The 19,890-nt window shown below is 66.9% G+C and carries 22 protein-coding genes; 12 read left to right on the forward strand and 10 right to left on the reverse strand.

Annotated elements, in window-relative coordinates; all coding sequences use genetic code 11:
- Nucleotides 1–23: 23 nt before the first annotated feature.
- Together rpmJ and infA are read right to left on the reverse strand one after the other, a co-directional pair.
- A complete protein-coding gene (rpmJ, locus tag AC5Y3Z_RS04405; RefSeq protein ID WP_003886927.1) occupies nucleotides 24–137 on the reverse strand; it encodes a 50S ribosomal protein L36 in 114 nt (37 codons plus the stop codon).
- 51 nt (nucleotides 138–188) lie between these two features.
- Nucleotides 189–410, reverse strand: coding sequence for a translation initiation factor IF-1 (infA, locus tag AC5Y3Z_RS04410; RefSeq protein WP_003418601.1), 222 nt, complete (start codon nucleotides 408–410; stop codon nucleotides 189–191).
- 245 nt (nucleotides 411–655) lie between these two features.
- Between infA and AC5Y3Z_RS04415 the strand changes: the two genes are divergently transcribed.
- The 4 genes from AC5Y3Z_RS04415 to AC5Y3Z_RS04430 are packed head-to-tail and all read left to right on the forward strand — an operon-like array spanning nucleotide 656 to nucleotide 3,986.
- On the forward strand, nucleotides 656–1,507 hold the full coding sequence (locus AC5Y3Z_RS04415; protein ID WP_473139296.1) for an LLM class F420-dependent oxidoreductase: 852 nt from the start codon (nucleotides 656–658) through the stop codon (nucleotides 1,505–1,507).
- An 8-nt stretch (nucleotides 1,508–1,515) separates the two neighbouring features.
- Complete coding sequence (locus tag AC5Y3Z_RS04420) at nucleotides 1,516–2,376, forward strand: LLM class F420-dependent oxidoreductase (protein ID WP_473139297.1); 861 nt, start codon at nucleotides 1,516–1,518, stop codon at nucleotides 2,374–2,376.
- 10 nt (nucleotides 2,377–2,386) lie between these two features.
- Nucleotides 2,387–3,382 carry a dTDP-glucose 4,6-dehydratase gene (rfbB, locus tag AC5Y3Z_RS04425; RefSeq protein ID WP_473139298.1) on the forward strand — a complete coding sequence of 332 codons (996 nt, stop codon included), beginning with the start codon at nucleotides 2,387–2,389 and terminating at the stop codon, nucleotides 3,380–3,382.
- A 1-nt stretch (nucleotide 3,383) separates the two neighbouring features.
- On the forward strand, nucleotides 3,384–3,986 hold the full coding sequence (locus AC5Y3Z_RS04430; RefSeq protein WP_473139299.1) for a dTDP-4-dehydrorhamnose 3,5-epimerase family protein: 603 nt from the start codon (nucleotides 3,384–3,386) through the stop codon (nucleotides 3,984–3,986).
- Here AC5Y3Z_RS04430 and AC5Y3Z_RS04435 read toward each other — a convergent pair.
- Nucleotides 3,983–5,242 (reverse strand): HNH endonuclease, encoded by a 1,260-nt coding sequence (locus tag AC5Y3Z_RS04435; RefSeq protein WP_473139300.1) that lies wholly within the window; start codon nucleotides 5,240–5,242, stop codon nucleotides 3,983–3,985. The genes AC5Y3Z_RS04430 and AC5Y3Z_RS04435 overlap by 4 nt on opposite strands.
- A gap of 123 nt (nucleotides 5,243–5,365) precedes the next feature.
- Between AC5Y3Z_RS04435 and AC5Y3Z_RS04440 the strand changes: the two genes are divergently transcribed.
- Genes AC5Y3Z_RS04440 through mmsB form a run of 3 tightly spaced genes read left to right on the forward strand, consistent with a single transcriptional unit; the run spans nucleotide 5,366 to nucleotide 8,947 of the window.
- Nucleotides 5,366–6,886, forward strand: a complete 1,521-nt coding sequence (locus AC5Y3Z_RS04440; protein WP_473139301.1) for a CoA-acylating methylmalonate-semialdehyde dehydrogenase — start codon at nucleotides 5,366–5,368, stop codon at nucleotides 6,884–6,886.
- 9 nt (nucleotides 6,887–6,895) lie between these two features.
- On the forward strand, nucleotides 6,896–8,056 hold the full coding sequence (locus tag AC5Y3Z_RS04445) for an acyl-CoA dehydrogenase family protein (protein ID WP_473139302.1): 1,161 nt from the start codon (nucleotides 6,896–6,898) through the stop codon (nucleotides 8,054–8,056).
- Between the two features lie 9 nt (nucleotides 8,057–8,065).
- The gene (gene mmsB / locus AC5Y3Z_RS04450) at nucleotides 8,066–8,947 is read left to right on the forward strand and encodes a 3-hydroxyisobutyrate dehydrogenase (RefSeq protein WP_473139303.1); all 882 of its coding nucleotides are present in this window, start codon (nucleotides 8,066–8,068) and stop codon (nucleotides 8,945–8,947) included.
- Here mmsB and AC5Y3Z_RS04455 read toward each other — a convergent pair.
- The 4 genes from AC5Y3Z_RS04455 to secY form a co-directional block, all read right to left on the reverse strand.
- Entirely contained in the window at nucleotides 8,944–9,444 is a 501-nt protein-coding gene (locus AC5Y3Z_RS04455) for a MarR family winged helix-turn-helix transcriptional regulator (RefSeq protein ID WP_463825866.1), read from the reverse strand. The two genes, mmsB and AC5Y3Z_RS04455, sit on opposite strands and share 4 nt — an antisense overlap.
- Nucleotides 9,445–9,508: 64 nt before the next feature.
- Nucleotides 9,509–10,306 (reverse strand): type I methionyl aminopeptidase, encoded by a 798-nt coding sequence (map, locus tag AC5Y3Z_RS04460; RefSeq protein ID WP_473139304.1) that lies wholly within the window; start codon nucleotides 10,304–10,306, stop codon nucleotides 9,509–9,511.
- Between the two features lie 3 nt (nucleotides 10,307–10,309).
- Nucleotides 10,310–10,855 (reverse strand): adenylate kinase, encoded by a 546-nt coding sequence (locus tag AC5Y3Z_RS04465; RefSeq protein ID WP_463825864.1) that lies wholly within the window; start codon nucleotides 10,853–10,855, stop codon nucleotides 10,310–10,312.
- Entirely contained in the window at nucleotides 10,852–12,177 is a 1,326-nt protein-coding gene (secY, locus tag AC5Y3Z_RS04470; RefSeq protein ID WP_463825863.1) for a preprotein translocase subunit SecY, read from the reverse strand. The genes AC5Y3Z_RS04465 and secY overlap by 4 nt, the downstream gene beginning before the upstream one ends.
- Before the next feature lie 296 nt (nucleotides 12,178–12,473).
- Between secY and AC5Y3Z_RS04475 the strand changes: the two genes are divergently transcribed.
- Entirely contained in the window at nucleotides 12,474–13,418 is a 945-nt protein-coding gene (locus AC5Y3Z_RS04475; protein WP_473139305.1) for an SAM-dependent methyltransferase, read from the forward strand.
- A 2-nt stretch (nucleotides 13,419–13,420) separates the two neighbouring features.
- Nucleotides 13,421–14,347, forward strand: coding sequence for a class I SAM-dependent methyltransferase (locus AC5Y3Z_RS04480; protein ID WP_463825861.1), 927 nt, complete (start codon nucleotides 13,421–13,423; stop codon nucleotides 14,345–14,347).
- An 8-nt stretch (nucleotides 14,348–14,355) separates the two neighbouring features.
- On the opposite strand, the gene AC5Y3Z_RS04485 is transcribed toward AC5Y3Z_RS04480, so the two are convergent.
- Both AC5Y3Z_RS04485 and AC5Y3Z_RS04490 read right to left on the reverse strand, forming a co-directional pair.
- Complete coding sequence (locus AC5Y3Z_RS04485) at nucleotides 14,356–15,021, reverse strand: GNAT family N-acetyltransferase (protein WP_463825860.1); 666 nt, start codon at nucleotides 15,019–15,021, stop codon at nucleotides 14,356–14,358.
- A gap of 49 nt (nucleotides 15,022–15,070) precedes the next feature.
- Nucleotides 15,071–16,426 (reverse strand): xylulokinase, encoded by a 1,356-nt coding sequence (locus AC5Y3Z_RS04490; protein WP_473139306.1) that lies wholly within the window; start codon nucleotides 16,424–16,426, stop codon nucleotides 15,071–15,073.
- 30 nt (nucleotides 16,427–16,456) lie between these two features.
- Here AC5Y3Z_RS04490 and AC5Y3Z_RS04495 point away from each other — a divergent pair, with 30 nt between their 5' ends.
- Together AC5Y3Z_RS04495 and AC5Y3Z_RS04500 are read left to right on the forward strand one after the other, a co-directional pair.
- Nucleotides 16,457–17,437 (forward strand): NAD(P)-dependent oxidoreductase, encoded by a 981-nt coding sequence (locus AC5Y3Z_RS04495; protein ID WP_473139307.1) that lies wholly within the window; start codon nucleotides 16,457–16,459, stop codon nucleotides 17,435–17,437.
- Complete coding sequence (locus AC5Y3Z_RS04500; RefSeq protein WP_473139308.1) at nucleotides 17,434–18,087, forward strand: L-fuculose-phosphate aldolase; 654 nt, start codon at nucleotides 17,434–17,436, stop codon at nucleotides 18,085–18,087. Before AC5Y3Z_RS04495 ends, AC5Y3Z_RS04500 begins: the two co-directional genes overlap by 4 nt.
- A gap of 175 nt (nucleotides 18,088–18,262) precedes the next feature.
- On the opposite strand, the gene AC5Y3Z_RS04505 is transcribed toward AC5Y3Z_RS04500, so the two are convergent.
- Nucleotides 18,263–19,117, reverse strand: a complete 855-nt coding sequence (locus tag AC5Y3Z_RS04505; RefSeq protein WP_473139309.1) for a helix-turn-helix transcriptional regulator — start codon at nucleotides 19,115–19,117, stop codon at nucleotides 18,263–18,265.
- Nucleotides 19,118–19,190: 73 nt separating this feature from the next.
- Here AC5Y3Z_RS04505 and AC5Y3Z_RS04510 point away from each other — a divergent pair, with 73 nt between their 5' ends.
- Entirely contained in the window at nucleotides 19,191–19,838 is a 648-nt protein-coding gene (locus tag AC5Y3Z_RS04510; RefSeq protein WP_473139310.1) for a class I SAM-dependent methyltransferase, read from the forward strand.
- Nucleotides 19,839–19,890 lie beyond the last annotated feature (52 nt).

Genomic DNA, 19,890 nt, shown 5'->3' on the forward strand with positions numbered 1-19,890 from the left:
CAGTTGTTGGGCCGAAGCCCTGACTAACCTTGTCTCTGCTTGTGGCGCGGGTCCTGGCAGATCACCATGACCCGTCCGTGCCGACGGATCACCCTGCACTTGTCACAGATCGGCTTGACGCTCGGGTTCACCTTCACGGCAGTCTCGGTCCTGTTCTTCCTCTGGGCTTGCTATTCAATGTCAGTGCGCTACTTGTACCGGTACACAATGCGGCCACGGGACAGGTCGTAGGGAGACAACTCCACCACCACCCGGTCCTCGGGCAGGATACGAATGTAGTGCTGCCGCATCTTGCCGCTGATGTGGGCGAGCACCTTGTGGCCGTTCTCCAGCTCGATGCGAAACATCGCATTCGGCAGGGGTTCGACCACGCGACCCTCGACCTCTATGGCACCGTCCTTCTTGGCCATTACGCTTTGACGATCCTCTACTTTTGGTTCCGTGCACCTGGTTGGGCGCAGCATTCGTCCGAACTGCAAAACGTGAACCGATGATGGAAATTCCTGGAAGAAATTTCAGATAGGGCACGCCAAGAGTCGGCACGGACGCCGCACCGTTGGTCCACGATACCCGCTTCGCCGCCCCCGACGCAAAACGCTGCAGATCAGCGCCCGAACCCGGAATAGGGCCGGTCAGCGCACAGGTTGGACCCGTCATGACGGATTCAGCTCAGAGCAAACCCGACCTGTCCCGATTCGGATCGTTCGGACGCGGCGTCACGCCGCAGCAAGCCAGGGAGATCGAAGCGTTGGGCTACGGCGCGGTCTGGGTGGGCGGCTCTCCGCCCGCCGAACTGGACTGGGTGGAACCGATCCTGGCGGCGACCAGCACCCTGCAGGTGGCCACCGGCATCGTCAACATCTGGACTGCGCCGGCCGGACCGGTTGCCAAATCGTTTCACCGGATCGACAAGGCCTACCCGGGCCGGTTCCTGCTGGGCATCGGTGTCGGCCATCCCGAGGCACACGCGCAATACCGCAAGCCGTACGACGCGCTGACCGAGTATCTGGATCAGCTCGACGAGCACGGCGTGCCTGCGCACCGCCGCGTGGTGGCCGCACTGGGTCCGCGGGTGCTCAAGCTTTCCGCGCAGCGCAGCGCCGGGGCACACCCGTACCTGACCACGCCCGAACACACCGCGCGGGCGCGCGAGCTGATCGGGCCGTCGGCGTTCTTGGCGCCCGAACACAAAGTCATCCTCACCACCGACGCCGAGAAAGCGCGAGCGGTGGGACGCAAGGCCCTCGAGATCTATCTCAATCTCGCCAACTACCTGAACAGCTGGAAGCGACTCGGTTTCACCGACGACGATGTCGCCAAGCCGGGCAGCGACCGGCTGGTGGACGCGGTGGTCGCGTACGGGACCACCGATGCGATCGCTGGCCGGCTGCGCGAGCACCTCGACGCCGGTGCCGACCACGTCCCCGTCCAGGTTCTGACCCGGAATGAGAACCTTGTCCCGGCCCTGGCCGAATTGGCCGGGGCGCTCGGGCTCGAACGGGTATAGGGGGCTAGATGACTGGCTCAGTTTCACTCAAACCTGATTTGGGGCGGTTCGGCGTATGGCTGGGCTCCCGGTCCCTGGAACCGGAGTTGGCGGCCCAGATCGAATCCCTCGGCTACGGCGGGGCGTGGATCGGCGCTTCCCCGGACGCCGACCTGGCCTGGGTCGAACCCGCGCTGGCCGAGACCAGTTCGCTGCAGCTGGCCACCGGGATCGTGAATGTGTGGACGGCGCCGGCCGCCGAGGTCGCGGCGTCCTATCAGCGCATCGAATCCGCCTATCCAGGTCGGTTCCTGCTCGGGGTCGGAGTGGGTCATCCCGAACACACCGAGCAGTACCAGAAGCCGTATGACGCGCTGGTGTCCTACCTCGACGCGCTGGACAATGCGCTGGTGCCGACGAGTCGCAGGGTGCTTGCGGCGCTCGGCCCGCGGGTGCTGGAACTGGCCGCCGCACGCAGCGCGGGTGCGCATCCGTACCTGACAACGCCTGAACACACCGGCAAGGCACGGCATCTGGTGGGCAACACCGTATTTCTGGCGCCGGAGCACAAGGTCGTCCTCACCACCGACGCGGCCGAGGCCCGCGCGGTGGGCCGCAAGTTCGTCGACTTCTACCTCGGCCTGAGCAACTACGTGAACAACTGGTTGCGGCTGGGCTTCACCGAGGACGACGTGCGCAAGCCTGGTAGCGACCGGCTGATCGACGCGCTGGTCGCCTACGGCACCCCCGACGCGATCGCGCGGCGCCTCAACGAGCACATCGACGCCGGTGCCGACCACGTCGCGGTCCAGGTCCTGGGTGCCTCGCGTCCCGAGCAGCTGATACCGGTCCTCGACGAACTGGCTGGAGCGCTGAGCCTCACCCATTAGGGTTGGCCCCATGCGACTGCTGGTCACCGGAGGGGCGGGCTTCATCGGCGCGAACTTCGTGCACAGCACCGTGCGCGAACACCCCGAGGATTCGGTGACCGTCATCGACTCGCTGACCTACGCCGGCCGGCGGGAGTCGCTGGCCAACGTGGCCGACGCCATCAGATTCGTCGAAGGCGATATCTGCGATGCTGAGCTGGTCTCGTCGCTGGTGGCCGAATCCGACGCCGTCGTCCACTTCGCCGCCGAATCCCATGTGGACAACGCACTCGATGATCCGGAGCCGTTCCTGCACACGAACGTGATCGGCACGTTCACCATCCTGGAGGCGGTGCGGCGCCACGGAGTCCGGTTGCACCACATCTCCACCGACGAGGTGTACGGCGACCTGGAACTGGGCGATCCCCAGCGGTTCACCGAATCCACGCCGTACAACCCGTCGAGCCCGTACTCGGCGACCAAGGCCGGCAGCGACATGCTGGTCCGGGCCTGGGTGCGGTCCTACGGCGTGCGCGCAACCCTGTCCAACTGCTCGAACAATTACGGTCCGTATCAGCACATCGAGAAGTTCATCCCCCGCCAGATCACCAACGTGCTTACCGGCCGTCGGTGCAAGCTCTACGGCGCGGGGGCCAACGTACGGGACTGGATACACGTCGAGGACCACAACAGCGCGGTGCGCAGCATCCTGGAGAAAGGTCAGATCGGCCGCACCTACCTGATCAGCTCAGAGGGTGAACGCGACAACCTGACGGTCCTGCGCACGGTGTTGCGCATGATGGGTCGCGACCCCGACGACTTCGACCACGTGACCGACCGCGTTGGCCACGATCTTCGGTACGCCATCGATCCGACGCTGCTCAACACCGAATTGTGTTGGGCGCCAAAGCACACCGATTTCGAAGAAGGACTGCAAGCCACCATCGACTGGTATCGGGCCAACGAATCGTGGTGGCGCCCGGTCAAAGATGCCGCCGAGGCCCGATACGCAGAGCGTGGTCAGTGACATGGAAGCGCGCGAACTGAAGATCCCTGGCGCCTGGGAGATCACCCCGAAAATCCATCCTGATTCCCGCGGGCTGTTCTTCGAATGGCTGACCGACCGCGGCTTCCGGGAATTCACCGGCCACAGTCTGGACATCAAGCAGGCCAACTGCTCGGTGTCGTCGGCGGGAGCTTTGCGGGGTCTGCACTTCGCCCAGCTGCCACCCAGCCAGGCCAAGTATGTGACCTGCTTGACCGGTGCCATCTTCGACGTGGTGGTCGATATCCGGATCGGTTCACCGACCTTCGGGCAGTGGGACGCCGTCCGCCTGGACTCCCGTGTGCACAACACGGTCTACATCTCCGAGGGTCTCGGCCACGGTTTCCTTGCCCTGGAAGACAATTCGACGGTGATGTATCTGTGTTCGGCGGAGTACAACCCGCAGCGAGAGCACACCATCCGCGCCACCGACCCCGTGCTGGCCATCGACTGGCCGCTGGTGGACGGCGCCGCTCCCAGCTTGTCCGACCGCGACGCGGTAGCCCCCAGCTTCGACGAGGTGCGCGAGTCCGGCTTGTTGCCCACCTGGGATGAGACGCAGCAATTCATCCGGGCTCTTGCCTAGGCGGCGTGCAGATCCAGCAACGAGTCGAGTCGGGGATAACCAGGTGGCCGCGGCGCCGTGGAGTGGTAGTGGGCTCCGGTGGGTGTGGTGTATTCGGCTGTGTGCCTCTGGTTTTCGCCGGTCGCCGTGGCCACGGTCCAACCGGCCGACTCTTTGACGTAGTTACAGTATTCGCACAGGCCCTGGCCGTTGTCGGCGGAGGTGGGGCCACCCCGCTGCCACGGCCGGACATGGTCACGGTGGCGGATGGGGGCGTCGCAGTAGGGGGTGCGGCAGGTTTGGTCGCGTAGCCCGATGAAGTGGGCCAGCCCGCGAGGGAAGGCGCGCGAGCGCGCCTCCATCGCGACCAGGGCGCCGGTCTGAGGTCGGACGTAGAGGCGGCGCAGGGTGGCCCGGGACCTGGTGTCGGCCAGCGCGCTGTTGATGAGGTTGCGCGCCACCGCGGCCGGGATCGGCCCATAGCCGTCGATCACGGCGGCGCTGCGTTCGTCCCCGAGCAACGCCTCATCGGAGATCGTCATGTTGACCGCGACCGGCGCCGGCACGTCGGCGGGCGTCCCGGTGACCCGCTCGAACAAGGTGTCGGCCATGACTTGGCCGCGGGAGCGCCCGTCGAACGTGGTGTCGGCGGCGCGGCGCAGTGCGGCGTAGACCCCGACCCCCTTCGCAACGGGCAGCAGGGCGCTGACCCACGTCATGGTGTCCGGCGCGGGCCGGATGGTCACAGTGCGCTCTTTCTCGGCCTTGGCGGCGCGATCGACGACCGCATGCGGATCGAGGCGGTAGGCGATGGCCCGGGCCGCCGCACTCACCCGCCTGTCGCCCATTCCCTGCAATTCCGTGGCGTCGGCGCACAATTCGCGGTCGAGCGTGCGGCGATCCTCGACATCCAGGCACGCCGATTCGCGCACAATCAAGGTGGCGCGCCATTCCGACAACACCCCGGCGTATAGCGCGGCCAGAGTGTGCGGCATCTCGTGGACCAGTGCGTTGGCGAAACCGAGGTGCTGGCCCCCACGGGCCGGCGAGTCGTGCCGGGCCAACGCGACCTCACCGGCCAGCCCGCGGCACTGCTTGCGGGTGGGCACCCCGGCCGCAGCTTCAGCCGCGCGCCGGGCAGTTATCAATTCAGCTGTTAGGCGTGCCTGTTCGGCGGCGGCCCGGCTTTTGAGCTGTTCCAGGGCGGTGATGCGCGCGATCAGATCGGCCTCGCCGGCACCGCCGCCCAGCGCGGACGCAGACATTGAATCGAACATATGTTCGAGCATACGCCCGCTACGGACTCCCCGCCAGCCGCCCATCTCCCGGGATTTGCCAACGCTGAATCCGATTTACTAGGATATGCAAGTATCCACCATCCCTCTCCTGACAGGGACCACATGACCACACAGATTCCGCACTTCATCGACGGCCGGCGCACCGCCGGGCAGTCCACCCGCACCGCCGACGTGCTCAACCCGAGCACCGGCGAGGTCCAGGCGACACTGCCGCTGGCCTCCCAGGCCGATGTCGATGCCGCCGTCGCATCGGCCAAGGAGGCCCAAAAGGGTTGGGCCGCCTGGAATCCCCAGCGGCGTGCCCGCGTGCTGATGCGGTTCATCGACCTGGTGAATCAGAACATCGACGAGCTCGCCGAATTGCTGTCGCTCGAGCACGGCAAGACGGTCGCCGACGCCAAGGGTGACGTCCAGCGCGGTATCGAGGTGATCGAGTTCTGCATCGGCATCCCGCATCTGCTCAAGGGCGACTACACCGAAGGCGCCGGCCCCGGCATCGACGTGTACTCGCTACGCCAGCCGCTGGGTGTCGTCGCGGGCATCACCCCGTTCAACTTCCCGGCGATGATCCCGCTGTGGAAGGCCGGCCCGGCACTCGCATGCGGAAATGCGTTCGTGCTCAAGCCGAGTGAGCGCGACCCGTCGGTTCCGTTGCGACTGGCCGAGCTGTTCACCCAGGCCGGTCTGCCGCCTGGGGTCTTCCAGGTGGTGCACGGCGACAAAGAAGCTGTCGACGCCATCTTGCATCACCCGGACATCAAGGCGGTGGGTTTCGTCGGCAGTTCCGACATCGCGCACTACATCTATTCGACGGCCGCAGCCAACGGCAAGCGTTCACAATGCTTCGGTGGCGCGAAGAACCACATGATCGTCATGCCGGACGCCGACCTCGACCAGGTCGTCGATGCACTGATCGGCGCCGGTTACGGCAGCGCCGGCGAGCGGTGCATGGCGATCAGCGTAGCGGTCCCGGTCGGCGAGCAGACCGCAGACCGCCTGCGCGCCAGGCTGATTGAGCGGATCAACAACCTGCGCGTCGGACACAGTCTGGACCCCAAGGCCGACTACGGCCCGTTGGTCACCGAAGCCGCGCTGCACCGGGTGCGCGACTACATCAACCAGGGCGTGGAGGCCGGCGCCGAGCTTGTCATCGACGGCCGCGAGCGGGCCAGTGACGACCTGACTTTCGGCGACGCGAACCTCGAGGGCGGTTTTTTCATCGGCCCCACCCTGTTCGACCACGTCACCACCGACATGTCGATCTACACCGACGAGATCTTCGGCCCGGTGCTGTGCATCGTGCGCGCCCACGACTACGAAGAGGCCCTGCGGTTGCCCACCGAGCACGAGTACGGCAACGGGGTGGCCATCTTCACCCGTGACGGCGATTCCGCGCGCGACTTCACGTCGCGGGTGGAGGTGGGCATGGTCGGGGTCAATGTGCCGATCCCGGTTCCGGTGGCCTACCACACCTTCGGCGGCTGGAAGCGGTCCGGTTTTGGTGACCTCAACCAGCACGGGACCGCGTCGATCCAGTTCTACACCAAGGTGAAGACCGTGACGTCGCGCTGGCCGTCGGGCATTAAGGACGGTGCCGAATTCTCAATTCCCACAATGGATTAGCGGTAGCTCATGTTTACCCTTGATGACGAAGAGCGGGTTATCACCGAGACGGCAGCCGCGTTCGCCGACAAACGGCTGGCCCCCTTCGCCCTGGAATGGGATGCCACCAAGCATTTCCCGACTGACGTACTGCGCGATGCAGCCCAACTCGGCATGGCGGCGATCTACTGTCGCGACGACGTCGGCGGCAGCGGGTTGCGGCGCCTCGACGGAGTGCGCATCTTCGAACAATTGGCGATCGCCGACCCGGTGACCGCTGCGTTCTTGTCGATCCACAACATGTGCGCGTGGATGATCGACCGTTACGGCACCGCGGAACAACGCAAGGCATGGGTGCCGCGCCTGGCGTCGATGGACGCCATCGCCAGCTACTGCCTGACCGAGCCCGGCGCCGGTTCCGATGCCAGCGCACTGAGCACCCGCGCAGTGAAACAAGGCTCGGACCACGTGCTCGACGGCGTCAAGCAATTCATCTCCGGCGCCGGCACCTCCGACGTGTACGTCGTCATGGCGCGCACCGGGAGCGAAGGCCCCCGCGGCATTTCGGCGTTCATCGTCGAAAAGGACGCTGCGGGGCTCAGTTTCGGTGCGATGGAACAGAAGATGGGCTGGAATTCTCAACCCACCGCCCAAGTGGTGCTCGACGGAGTGCGGGTGCCGGCCGATGCCATGCTGGGCGGCGCCGACGGCGAAGGCGCCGGCTTCGGCATCGCGATGAACGGCCTCAACGGCGGCCGGTTGAACATCGCGGCGTGCTCGCTGGGCGGCGCGCAGTCCGCATTCGACAAAGCGGGCGCCTATGTGCGCGACCGGCAGGCGTTCGGCTCGGCACTGCTCGACGAACCCACCATCCGGTTCACCCTCGCGGACATGGCGACCGGGCTCGAGACATCACGAATGATGTTGTGGCGGGCCGCAAGTGCGCTGGACGCCGACGCCGAGGACAAGGTGGAGCTGTGCGCGATGGCGAAGCTGTACGTCACCGACACCTGCTTCACGGTCGCCGATAAGGCATTGCAGCTGCACGGTGGCTACGGTTATCTGCGCGAGTATGGTCTGGAGAAGATCGTGCGCGATCTGCGGGTGCATCGAATCCTGGAGGGCACCAACGAGATCATGCGTGTGGTCGTCGGCCGGGCCGAAGCCGCACGTTTCCGGGCCAGCGCCTAGAAGGGCACTATGACAACACGTCTCGCGATCGCGTTCCTGGGGCTCGGCAACATGGGCGGCCCCATGGCGGCCAATCTGCTTGACGCAGGCCACCTTGTGCGCGGCTTCGACCCGGTGTCCGCAGTTGCCGGCGCCGCCGCCGACAAGGGCGTGACCCTGTTCGGCACCGCGGCCGAAGCGGTAGCCGACGCCGATGTCGTGATCACCATGCTGCCCAACGGTGACGTGGTGAAGCGCTGCTACAGCGAAGTGCTGCCGGCCGCGCGAGCCGGGGCGTTGTTCATCGACAGCTCCACGATCTCGGTGAACGACGCCCGCGAGGCCCACGGGCTGGCCGGGTCACACGGTATGCAGCAACTCGACGCACCCGTGTCCGGCGGCGTCAAGGGCGCCGCGGCCGGGACGCTGGCTTTCATGGTCGGCGGCGAAGCTGACGCCCTGGATCGGGCTCGTCCGGTGCTGGAACCGATGGCGGGCAAGATCATCCACTGTGGCGCGGCCGGAGCAGGGCAGGCCGCGAAGTTGTGCAACAACATGGTGCTGGCCGTGCAGCAGATCGCCATCGGCGAGGCGTTCGTGCTCGCCGAGAAACTCGGGCTGGAAGCGCAATCACTGTTCGACGTGATCACCGGCGCGACCGGCAACTGCTGGGCGGTGCACACCAATTGCCCGGTGCCAGGGCCGGTTCCAACGTCACCCGCCAACAACGACTTCAAGCCCGGCTTCGCTGCCGCGCTGATGAACAAAGACCTGGGACTGGCGATGGACGCGGTCGCTTCGACCGGTGCGGCGGCGCCGTTGGGCACGCACGCGGCACAGATCTACGCCGAATTCGCCGCCACACACCCCGGCAAGGACTTCAGCGCGATCATCGAACAACTGCGGACCTAGAAGTCACCGGCGTTGCGCCGCAACGTCTCGATCGACGACACCAGCGCCTGCGATTCGTCGGCGGCCATCCCGATGTCGGCGAACACCTGCTCGTTGAGCGTGACCGTGGCGTCCTCCACGGTGGATCGGCCGAGGTCGGTGATTTCCACCAGCGTGGTGCGTCCATCGGTGGGATGTGGCACCCGTCGCACCAGACCGTCGGCCTCCAGGCGCCGGATCGCATGGGTGACGCTGGTGACGTGCACCTGCAACCGGTCGGAAGCTTTGGTGATCGGCAGTGCCCCGGTGCGGCTGAACGCCAGTAGGCGCAGCAGTTCGTAGCGGGAGAAGCTCAGGTCGTAGGGACGCAGCGCCGCTTCGACGCGCGCCAGCAGGATCTGGTGGGCCCGCATCACCGACGTCACTGCGACCATGCCCCCCGAGACTTCACCCCAGCCGGCCCGTTCCCAATTGGTCCGTGCCGCAGCGATCGGATCGCGCTTCTGGGAGTCGGCCACGCCCCTTTCTTACCCCAAGGGCAACAACCGGCCTAGCCAGCCCCACCAGCGGGGGCGGACGGCTTCACAAGGTCAGGATCCGCGGCCCGGCCTCGGTGACCGCGACCGTGTGTTCCCAGTGCGCCGCACGGGAGCCGTCGACGGTGATGACCGTCCATTTGTCGTCGAGAACGGATGTCTTACCGGTTCCCAGCGTCAGCATCGGTTCGATCGCCAGCACCGAACCGTCGGCGAGTAACGGGCCCCGGCCCGGCGCGCCTTCGTTGGGCAGGAACGGGTCCAGGTGCATCTGCCGGCCGATGCCGTGCCCGCCGTATCCCTCGACGATTCCGAACGCGCGGTCGTAGCGGACCTCGGCGGCGCGCGTGCCCGTTTCGATGGCGTGTGAGACGTCGGTCAACCGATTCCCGATGACCATCGCCGCGATGCCGGCCTCCAGTGACTCCCGGGTCGCCTCCGACAGTGCTTCGTCGGCGGGGATCAGGGCGCCCACTCCGAAGCTGACGGCCGCGTCGCCGTGCCAGCCGTCCAGGATCGCACCGCAGTCGATGGACACCAGGTCGCCCGGCACGAGTATTTCGGCGGCCGACGGGATCCCGTGCACGACACGGTCGTTGACCGATGCGCAGATCGAGGCGGGATAGCCGTGGTAGCCCAGGAAGGACGGGACCGCCCCGGCATCGCGGATCACCGATTCGGCGATCTCGTCCAGTGCCAGGGTGGAGACGCCGGCCACAGCGGCGGATTGCACGGCGCGCAACGCGGCTGCGACGACGGCTCCGGCCGCGGCCATCGCGTCGAGTTCATCGGCGGTGCGCTGCGGCACCACTCGGCGGCCCCGCAGCCGTGCCAGGGCACCCATGGGCTATTTGCCCAGGGCTTGCAGTGCGCGCGCGAACACCTCGTCCAGGGAGCCCACGGCGTCGACGGTCTTGAGCTCGTCGCTGTAGTAATCCAGCAGCGGCGCGGTCTCCTCGCGGTAGACCTTGAACCGGTTGCGGATGACTTCTTCGGTGTCGTCGTCGCGGCCCCGGTCGGTGAGCCGCTTCAGCAGCTCCTCCTCGGACACCCGGAACTCGATCACCGCATCGACGTCGGTGTTGCGCCGCTGCAGCATGTCGTGCAGCGCCTCGGCCTGCGCCACCGAGCGCGGGTATCCGTCCAGGATGAAGCCGTCGGCCGCGTCCGAGTCGTCCAGCCGGTCATCGACGAGCTGGTTGGTCAGCTCGGAGGGCACCAGGTCGCCCGCGTCCAGATACCGTTTGGCCTCCAGGCCCAGCTTGGTGCCATCTTTGATGTTGCTGCGAAACAGGTCCCCGGTGGAGATATGTGGAACGCCCAGTTTTTGCGCCAGCTTCTCGGCCTGCGTCCCCTTGCCCGCCCCCGGCGGCCCGAGCAAAACAACTCTCACTTGAGGAATCCTTCGTAATTGCGCTGCATGAGCTGACTCTCGATTTGTTTGACCGTATCCAACCCGACGCCGATCATGATCAGCACCGCGGTACCCCCGAAGGGTAGATTCTGGATCCCCCCGCTGTTGCCCATCTGTAGGAACACGTTGGGCAGCACGGAGATCACGCCGAGGTAGATCGAGCCCGGCAGGGTGATGCGGCTCAGCACATAACGCAAATAGTCGGCGGTCGGTCGGCCGGGACGGATACCGGGAATGAAGCCGCCGAACTTCTTCATTTCGTCGGCACGTTCGTCCGGGTTGAAGGTGATCGACACATAGAAGTACGTGAAGAAGATGATCAAACTGAAATAGATGCCGACGTAGACGGGGTTGCTCGGGTCTGACAGATAGCTGCCGACGAACTTGTCCCACCAGCTGTGCCCGCTCCCGGCGCCGCCGCTGCGCACCAGCTGGGTGATCAGGTTCGGGATGTAGATCAGCGAGGACGCGAAGATGACCGGGATGACGCCGGCCTGGTTGACCTTCAGCGGCAGGTACGTCGACGTTCCGCCGTACATTCGCCGGCCCACCATGCGCTTGGCGTACTGCACCGGGATGCGTCGTTGGCCCTGTTCCACGAACACCACGCCGACGATGATGAGCAGCGCGGCTCCCAGCACGGCGGCGAAAATCATGCCGCCGCGACTCTGCAGGATCTGGTTGCCCTCAGCGGGAATGCGGGCGGCGATGCCGACGAAAATCAGCAACGACATGCCGTTGCCGATCCCGCGTTCGGTGATCAGCTCGCCCATCCACATGACCAGCGCGGCGCCGGCGGTCATCACCAGCACGATCACGATCTCGGCGAAGATGCTCTGGTCGGCAAGGATGTCCAGCGAGCAGCCCTGGAGCAGGCCACCGTTCGCCGCCAGCGCCACGATGCTGGTGGCCTGCAGGATGGCCAGCGCGATCGCCAGATAACGCGTGTACTGCGTCATCTTCGCCTGCCCGGACTGACCTTCTTTGCGGAGTTCCTCGAAGCGGGGAATGACCACGGTGAGCAGCTGGACGATGATGCTCGCGGTGATGTACGGCATTACGCCCACCGCGAAGACTGTCAGCTTGAGCAGCGCACCGCCGGAGAACAGGTTGATCAGCGAATAGATCTGTCCGGCCTGGCCGCCGCTGGCTTCCTTGATGCACTGCTGGACATTGGGGAAGTTGACACCCGGAGACGGTAGCGCGGCGCCCAGCCGGTACAGCACCACGATGCTCAGCGTGAACAGGATCTTTCGTCTCAGGTCGGCTGTCCGCAGCGATGAGATGAAAGCCGAAAGCACTCTTCCTCCTGCGCAGCCGAACTCTGGTCGCGGCATGCCAACCGGGATTGGCCGGCTGGGTCCTTTTCCTAATCATTCCTGGGTTATTCCGCATGCACGTGCCTAATACCAGCAGGCCAGGACGTAGGACCGGCCACGATGCAAGCGCGTCAAACCGTGTACGAGACTAACAGCTAACCGGCGCAGCTCCGTCCACGGCACCACACGTCGTCGCCCGGTGCCACCTGTGCGGCGTAGAGTCTGGGGAGCTCGTTACATTGGCTAAGTAATAGAAACCTGTTTGCGGGGAGATGTCGATGACCCAGCTGGGTAGTGCCCGATTCGAGGGCGACACGTGGGATCTGGCGTCCAGTGTCGGGTTGACGGCCACCATGGTCGCGGCGGCGCGCGCCGTCGCCGCGCGGGACGCCGACGGTGCCGGCGCAGTAGCCGCCGACCACTTCGCCGAGCCGCTGGTCCGGGCCGTAGGTGTCGACTTCTTCTCCCGGTTGGCCGGGGGCGAGCTGGACCTGTCCGATCTCGACGAGGAAACCGCCACCGCAACAGCGCATTTCGCCAACGCCATGGCTGTTCGCACCAGGTTCTTCGACGACTTCTTCGCCGCAGCGACGGCGACCGGCATCCGGCAGGCCGTCATCTTGGCCGCCGGTCTGGACTCCCGCGCCTACCGGTTGCCCTGGCCGGCGGGCACCACGGGGTTCGAGGTCGACCAGCCCGCGGTGATCGAGTTCAAGACCGCCACGCTGTCCGGCTTGGGCGCCGAACCGACTGCGGACCGACGGACGGTGGCGGTCGATCTGCGCGAAGATTGGCCGGCCGCGCTCCGCGCGGCGGGCTTCGATCCCACCCAGCGCACCGCCTGGATCGCCGAGGGGTTGCTGGGGTATCTGCCGGCTGAGGCGCAGGACCGCCTGCTTGACCAGATCACCGCGCAGAGCGCGCCGGGCAGCCGGTTCGCCACCGAGGGTCTGCTGGACATCAACGAACTCAACGAAGACGAACTCCGGCGCCGGATGCGTCGCCACAATGAGCGCTGGAGCCGGCACGGCCTCGACTTCGACATGGCCGCGCTGGTCTACTTCGACGACCGCACCGATGCGGGGACCTACCTGTCCGAACGCGGGTGGCAGACGACCACCGCGAGCAACGCCGAGCTGTTCACCACGCACGGGCTGCCGCAGGCGCAGGGTGACGACGCCCCGTTCGGCGAGGTGGTCTTCCTCAGCGCGGAGCTGCGGTAACGATGTCCCAACCGGAGTCACAGCGATCCACCGGCGACAGCTGGGATCTGGCGTCCAGTGTGGGCGCAACCGCGACGATGGTTGCCGCCGCCCGGGCGGTGGCCAGCGAGCAGGACAACCCCGTCATCACCGACCCGTTCGCCGCACCGCTGGTGCGAGCCGTCGGGCTGGATTTCTTCACCCGCCTGATCGACGGTGAGGTCGCCGAAATCGCCGCCGACGACTCCCGCCGACGCGAGCTGACGTTGATGGCCGAGTCGATGGCCGTCCGCACCCGCTTCTTCGACGAGTTCTTCCTCGACGCCGCCCGCTCCGGCGTCCACCAGGCGGTGATCCTGGCGGCCGGCCTGGACGCGCGTGGCTACCGGCTGCACTGGCCGCGGGGCACCGTGGTCTATGAGATCGACCAGCCCAAGGTGATCGAGTTCAAGAACGCCACCATGTCGGAGCTGCGCGCCACCCCGTCGGCGCATCGCAAGGCGGTGAGCGTCGATCTGCGCGACGACTGGCCGGCAGCGCTGCGACGCAGCGGGTTCGAACCGTCGCGGGCCACCGCCTGGAGCGCCGAGGGCTTGTTGATGTATCTGCCACCCGACGCCCAGGACCGGCTCTTCGACAACATCACCGAGCTCAGCGGGCCGGGCAGCCGGGTGGCTACCGAATACCATCCCGAGTCCACGGTGCCGATGGCTGACCGCGCCCAGGAGTTCAACCGGCGCTGGGCCAATCTGGGCTGCGACATCGACCTGTCCGGGCTGTTCTACGTCGGCGAGCGCAACAACGTCGTCGACTACCTCACCGGGCACGGCTGGCAGGTGCGCACCCGGCCCCGCCGGGATCTGTACGCCGACTACGGGCTGGTCTTCCCGGACGAACCCGAGGTGGGCCAGTTGCGCGACATCGTCACGGTGACTGCGACGCGCGAATAGCGTTGCGGCTATTCGGGATTGGCCGCCGGCGCCCGGACCACCATCGGTACTGCCGGGAAGGCCCACGCCATCTCCGAGCGTGATTTGCGCAGCGCCGCGGTGCCGTAACCCTTCTTGCGGTGCTCGGGGTGGATCCAGATCCGCACATTCACCTCACCGTGCAGCAGCTCCCCGAAGACCATGCCCACCTTCTCGCCGGAGTCCACGGCGACGAACCAGGCCGCCTCCTCGTCGCGCAGCCGGCCCAGAGCCGCCCGGATCTCGTCGTCGATGGCGCCGGCCGGGGCGCCCGAGCCGTCCCCGGCGAACTTGATCTCCTCCGTTCGCGCGGTGAAGATGTCGCGGTCCTCCACTGCGGAGAATGCCCGCAGCTCCAGGGTCTCCCCCGAACTCGCCGGCCGCTCCTTGGCAGCAAAGCTGAGCTGTTTGTTCAGGTCGTCGAGCTCGGCCAGGGTCTTTGCGCGCGCATCCTGGGTGAGCTGCTCGAACGACATGCTCATCACGGCCTCGGCCGCCAGATGCGAGGTACCCAGCAGCTCGACGATGGCCTCGACCGCGGCCGGTTTGTTCTTCGCCGCCACTATCGCATCAGCAACCTCGTGCCGGCGTTCCAACGCGGCCAGTAGGGTATCGGCGATCTCTCGACGGATGGCGGTCTGGTCGTGGTCAGTCATCGCATAAGCGTAGAACGCCGCCCACCGATGCGCGCCACCAATCCGCCCGTCATACCAATCGCGATCGACTGAGCTCCAGGAACCGGCGATACCGGTCCTTGGTCGGCCCCACCCAGTCCGGCCGCGGCTCGACGACGTGCTCGACCCGCGCCCAGCGGCCTGCGTCGGTGATCACCGACTCCAGTCCGACAGCCATCCGGGCCAGGAAAGCCGCCCCCAGGGCCGCCCCCTCAGCGACCGCGGACAGCTGGACGGGCCGACCCGTGACGTCGGCAATGGCCTGCATCCAGGGCTGCAGCCGAGTGCCGCCGCCGGAGGCGATGATCCGCCGCACCGGCGCGCCGCTCAGTTCCAGCATCTGCCGGACGACGAAGCCGGACGCCTCGTAGGCGGCGCGCCGAAGGGCCGCGGCGTCGTGCGTCAGGTCCACGCCGTCGAGCAGGGCACGCCGGTCCGGATCGTGGAACGGGGTGCGCTCGCCACGGATGTAAGGCAACCACACTGGAACCCGACGCGGGTCACACGACATCGGATCAGCTTGTGCAACAACACGATCCACCCATCCCAGGAACATGCCACCGGCGTTGCTGGCACCGCCGATCATGCTCTTGCCGGGCGCGGTGTGCGGGATGGTCCACAAGCCCGGCACCTGCCGGGCGGCTGAAATCGTCGTCCATACGATCAATGTCGTGCCACAGAGCACCAGCACGTCGCCGTCCTGATCGGCGCCGGCGACGATCTGTTCACACAGCGCGTCGATGGCACCGGTCGCCAGTACAGCGGTGTTCTGCGCGTCGCCGTGCAGGTGACTGATCGGTGCACCGAAGGTCTCCACCCGGGGCATCTGCTCGGTGCCGGCGCCGCGCTGGGCGCACTCCGCCGCATTCCACCCCGCCCCGTCGAACAACGGCAATGAGGTGATGGCCGTTGCGAAGTCGATCACCGGCTGTCCCGCCAGCGCATGATTGGCAACTGCGGGCGCCGGCCAGTAGCCGGCGGCGTCCGGCGCCTGCGCGGCCGTCCAGCGCAGGAATTCGGCGGCCTCCCCCACCGCGGGAACGGGTTGTTCGGGAGCGTCGACCACCCGGCCGCGGCTGTCGCCGTACAACAGGCCCGGGGTGAGTGGCCGGCCGGCCGCGTCGACAGCGGTCATCGACGGCACCATCGACGCGACGGCCACCGCCCGGACTCGCCCGGCCCCAGCTTCGGTCACCCGGTGCAGGGCGACCACCGGACCCTGTCGCCACGCCTCGTCCGCGTCGTGTTCCAGTTGGTCCGGTTCGGGCACGCGGAGCTGGTGCGGAATGCGGGCCCGCGCCACTACGCGGCCGTTCTCGTCGGCCGCAACCGCCTTGACCGCCGTGGTGCCGACGTCGATGCCGATTGTGACGTCTTCGCGTGACACGGGCGCCACGGTACGCCAGCATTGGCAGACGTGACCCCTCGACCGCGTGCCCTGGTGACCGCTCCGCTGCGCGGACCGGGTTTCGCCAAACTGCGGGAGCTGCTCGACGTGGTGTACGACCCCTGGATCGAGCAGGTGCCGCTGCGCATCTACAGCGCCGAGCAGCTGGCTGAGCGGATCACCGCCGAAGCCGCCGAAGTCCTTGTGGTGGAAAGCGATTCGGTACAGGGTCCGGTGCTGGAATTGGGCCTGCGCGCGGTCGCGTCCACCCGTGGCGACCCGAACAATGTGGATGTCGCCGGTGCGACGGCGGCCGGCGTCCCGGTGTTGTACGCCCCGGGCCGCAACGCCGATGCGGTCGCCGAGCTGACGGTGGCCCTGCTGCTGGCCGTCACCCGCGCATTGTTGACCGCGGATGCGGATGTGCGCAGCGGCAACATGTTTCGCGATGGCACCATCCCCTATCAGCGCTTCCGCGGGGCTGAGATCGCGGGGCTCACCGCCGGGTTGGTGGGCCTGGGCGCCGTCGGCCGGGCCACCCGGTGGCGGCTGGCCGGCCTGGGTCTGCGGGTCATCGCGTGCGATCCGTACAGCGACGAGGCCGGGCACTCTTTGGGCGAGTTGCTGGCCGAGTCCGACATCGTCTCGCTGCACGCACCGGTCACCGAGGACACCACCGGGATGATCGGCGCCGAGCAGTTCGGTGCCATGCGGGACGGCGTGGTGTTCCTCAACACCGCACGCGCCCAACTGCACGACACCGATGCACTGGTCGATGCGCTGCGCAGCGGCAAGGTCGCCGCCGCCGGGCTGGATCATTTCGCGGGCGAGTGGCTGCCGGCCGATCACCCCCTGACCGGCATGCCCAACGTCGTACTCACCCCGCACATCGGCGGGGCCACCTGGAACACTGAGGCCCGGCAGGCGCAGATGGTTGCCGACGACCTGGAGGCACTGCTGTCCGGCGCCACGCCCGCCCATATCGTCAACCCGGAGGTGCTGGGCTCATGAAGTTCGTCGAGGACGCCGAAGTGGCGGTGCTCGCGGCGGCCAAGGACATGCTGCGCCGCGGACTGGTCGAAGGCACCGCCGGCAACATCTCGGCCCGCCGCTCCGACGGAAACCTGGTGATCACACCGTCGTCGGTGGACTATGCCGACATGGCACTCGACGACCTGGTGCTGGTCGACCCGGACGGCGCCGTACTGCACGCCAAGGACGGCCGGATGCCGTCCACCGAGCTGCAACTGCATCTGGCGTGCTTTGCGGCATTCGACGACATCGGCAGCGTCATCCACAGCCATCCCGTCTGGGCCACCATGTTCGCCGTGGCACACCAACCGATTCCGGCCTGCATCGACGAGTTCGCGGTCTACTGCGGCGGGGACGTGCGCTGCGCCGAGTACGCCGCGTCGGGTACCCCCGATGTCGGCACCAACGCGGTCAAAGCCCTGGCGGGACGCGGCGCGGCCCTGATCGCCAATCACGGCCTGGTGGCCGTCGGCCCCCGGCCGGCCACGGCGTTGCACATCACCGCACTCGTCGAGCGGACCGCGCAAATCGCCTGGGGTGCGCGAGCTCTGGGGGGTCCGGTGCCGGTGCCCGAAGAGGTCAACCGCAACTTCGCCGGCGTGTACACCTACCTGCGCGCGAACTCCTGAATCGCCGTACGCGGCTTAACCGAGACGCACCGGCAGCGACCCGTACACCGTCATGATGTTGGCCAGGTTGGGCAGCTGCATCCGGGGTTCGCCTATCTCGATATCGTTGGTATGACACCGCGGCCCCCATGTCGAACAGTGTTCGAGTCCGCGGGTCAATGAACCGATCCGCCGGTCACCGGCGGTGCGCTGACGCCCGGAACTGCCGAGGCGGACCGCCGTGGGTGCGGCCGAACAGCCTGCTGAAATATCCGGGATCGGGTATGCCGACCCGTCTGGCGACCTCGCCCACCGGGAGATCCGTATCGGCCAGCAACTCGCGAGCCTCGGCCATGCGGCGCTCGATGATCCATTCCTGCACGGTGCGTCCGGTGCGCCGGCGCACGATCGTGGTCAGGTGCCCGGGCGTCATCCCGACCTCGCCCGCCACGTCCCGCAGTGACAATGGTTCACCGTGTCGACGGTCGATCACCGCGAACACCTCTGCCAGCAGCGGTTCGCCGCTACGCCGCAGATCGGCCACCACGTCTTTGGCCAGGCGCGCCAGTTCGATCAGCAGCAGGGTCAGGTGCGCCAGGACCGCTTGCCGATAGCCGTCCTGGCGCAGGGTCAGCTCGGTCTGCATCGACTGGATCGCCTCATCCCACGCCGGTCGCCGGTCCGGGGGCACCTTCAGACACAGCACCCCACCCGTCCGGCCGTGCAGGAACGGGAACAGCAGCGGATGGGCCTGCCACGCCGGCCACGGGGACCGCGCGTCCTCTCCGAGGGCGGACGGATCGAAGAACACCGCGAATCCCTCCTCAGCCGGCGCTACCTGCGCGGGGTCGAGCACCTTGCCGGGAGCGACGACGCGCACCAATCCGGCCGCCGGCGCGTACCAGAGCGCCGGAAAGTCGTGGATGTGCGGGTGCGGCTCGACGAGCTGATCGCGCCGGGCTATTGAGACCGGGGGCGTGTCCGGATCACTGCGATACCGGTAGACCGGAACGCCTCCACGATGCTGACTGAGTCGAGTTGGGGCGGTCATCTAACCGAAGATAGTCCTAATTTCGACGAGAATCGACCAATGATGCTTGCGCTCAATACGGAACAATAGTGACATGACCAAACATCATCCACCTGACTACTTGCCTGCCACTGGCCTACCCGGCCTGCTGCCCGCGTACGACCTGATCGCACGGGTACTGGGATTTCGCCGCGTCTATGCCAGGCTGATCACGCACGCCGAACTCCGCGACGGCCAGCGGGTATTGGAAATCGGTTGCGGCACCGGCAATGTCCTCATCGCGGCCAAACGCTCGCACCCCGGGATCGACGCGGTGGGGACCGACCCCGACCCGCAGATACTGGACCGCGCGCGACGAAAGGCACACGGGCTGAGCGGCATTCGGTTCGAAGAAGGTTATGCCCAGCAGCTACCCTGCGCCGACGGCGAATTCGACCGGGTACTGTCCTCGATGATGCTGCACCACCTCCCCGACGACGCGAAACCTGCTGCCGCTGCCGAGATCTTCCGTGTGTTGCGGCCTGGCGGCAGCCTGCACCTGGTCGATATCGGCGGTGAGATGACCGCCCCGCCAGGCCCGATAGCCAGCCGGATGAGGAGCAACCACCACGCCGCCGGCAATCTCGGCGACGCGATTCCACGCCTGCTGGATACGGCCGGGTTTGACTGCGCGCAGGTCGCCACCCAGTCGCACCGCCTGCTCGGGCAGCTGGTGTATTACCGGGCCAGCCGCCCGGTCTGACCGCCGGCGACGCCCCGTTCGAGCTTTTGTTATATTGGCTAAGTATCAGTGA

Source organism: Mycobacterium sp. NGS61 (genome assembly GCF_059812325.1).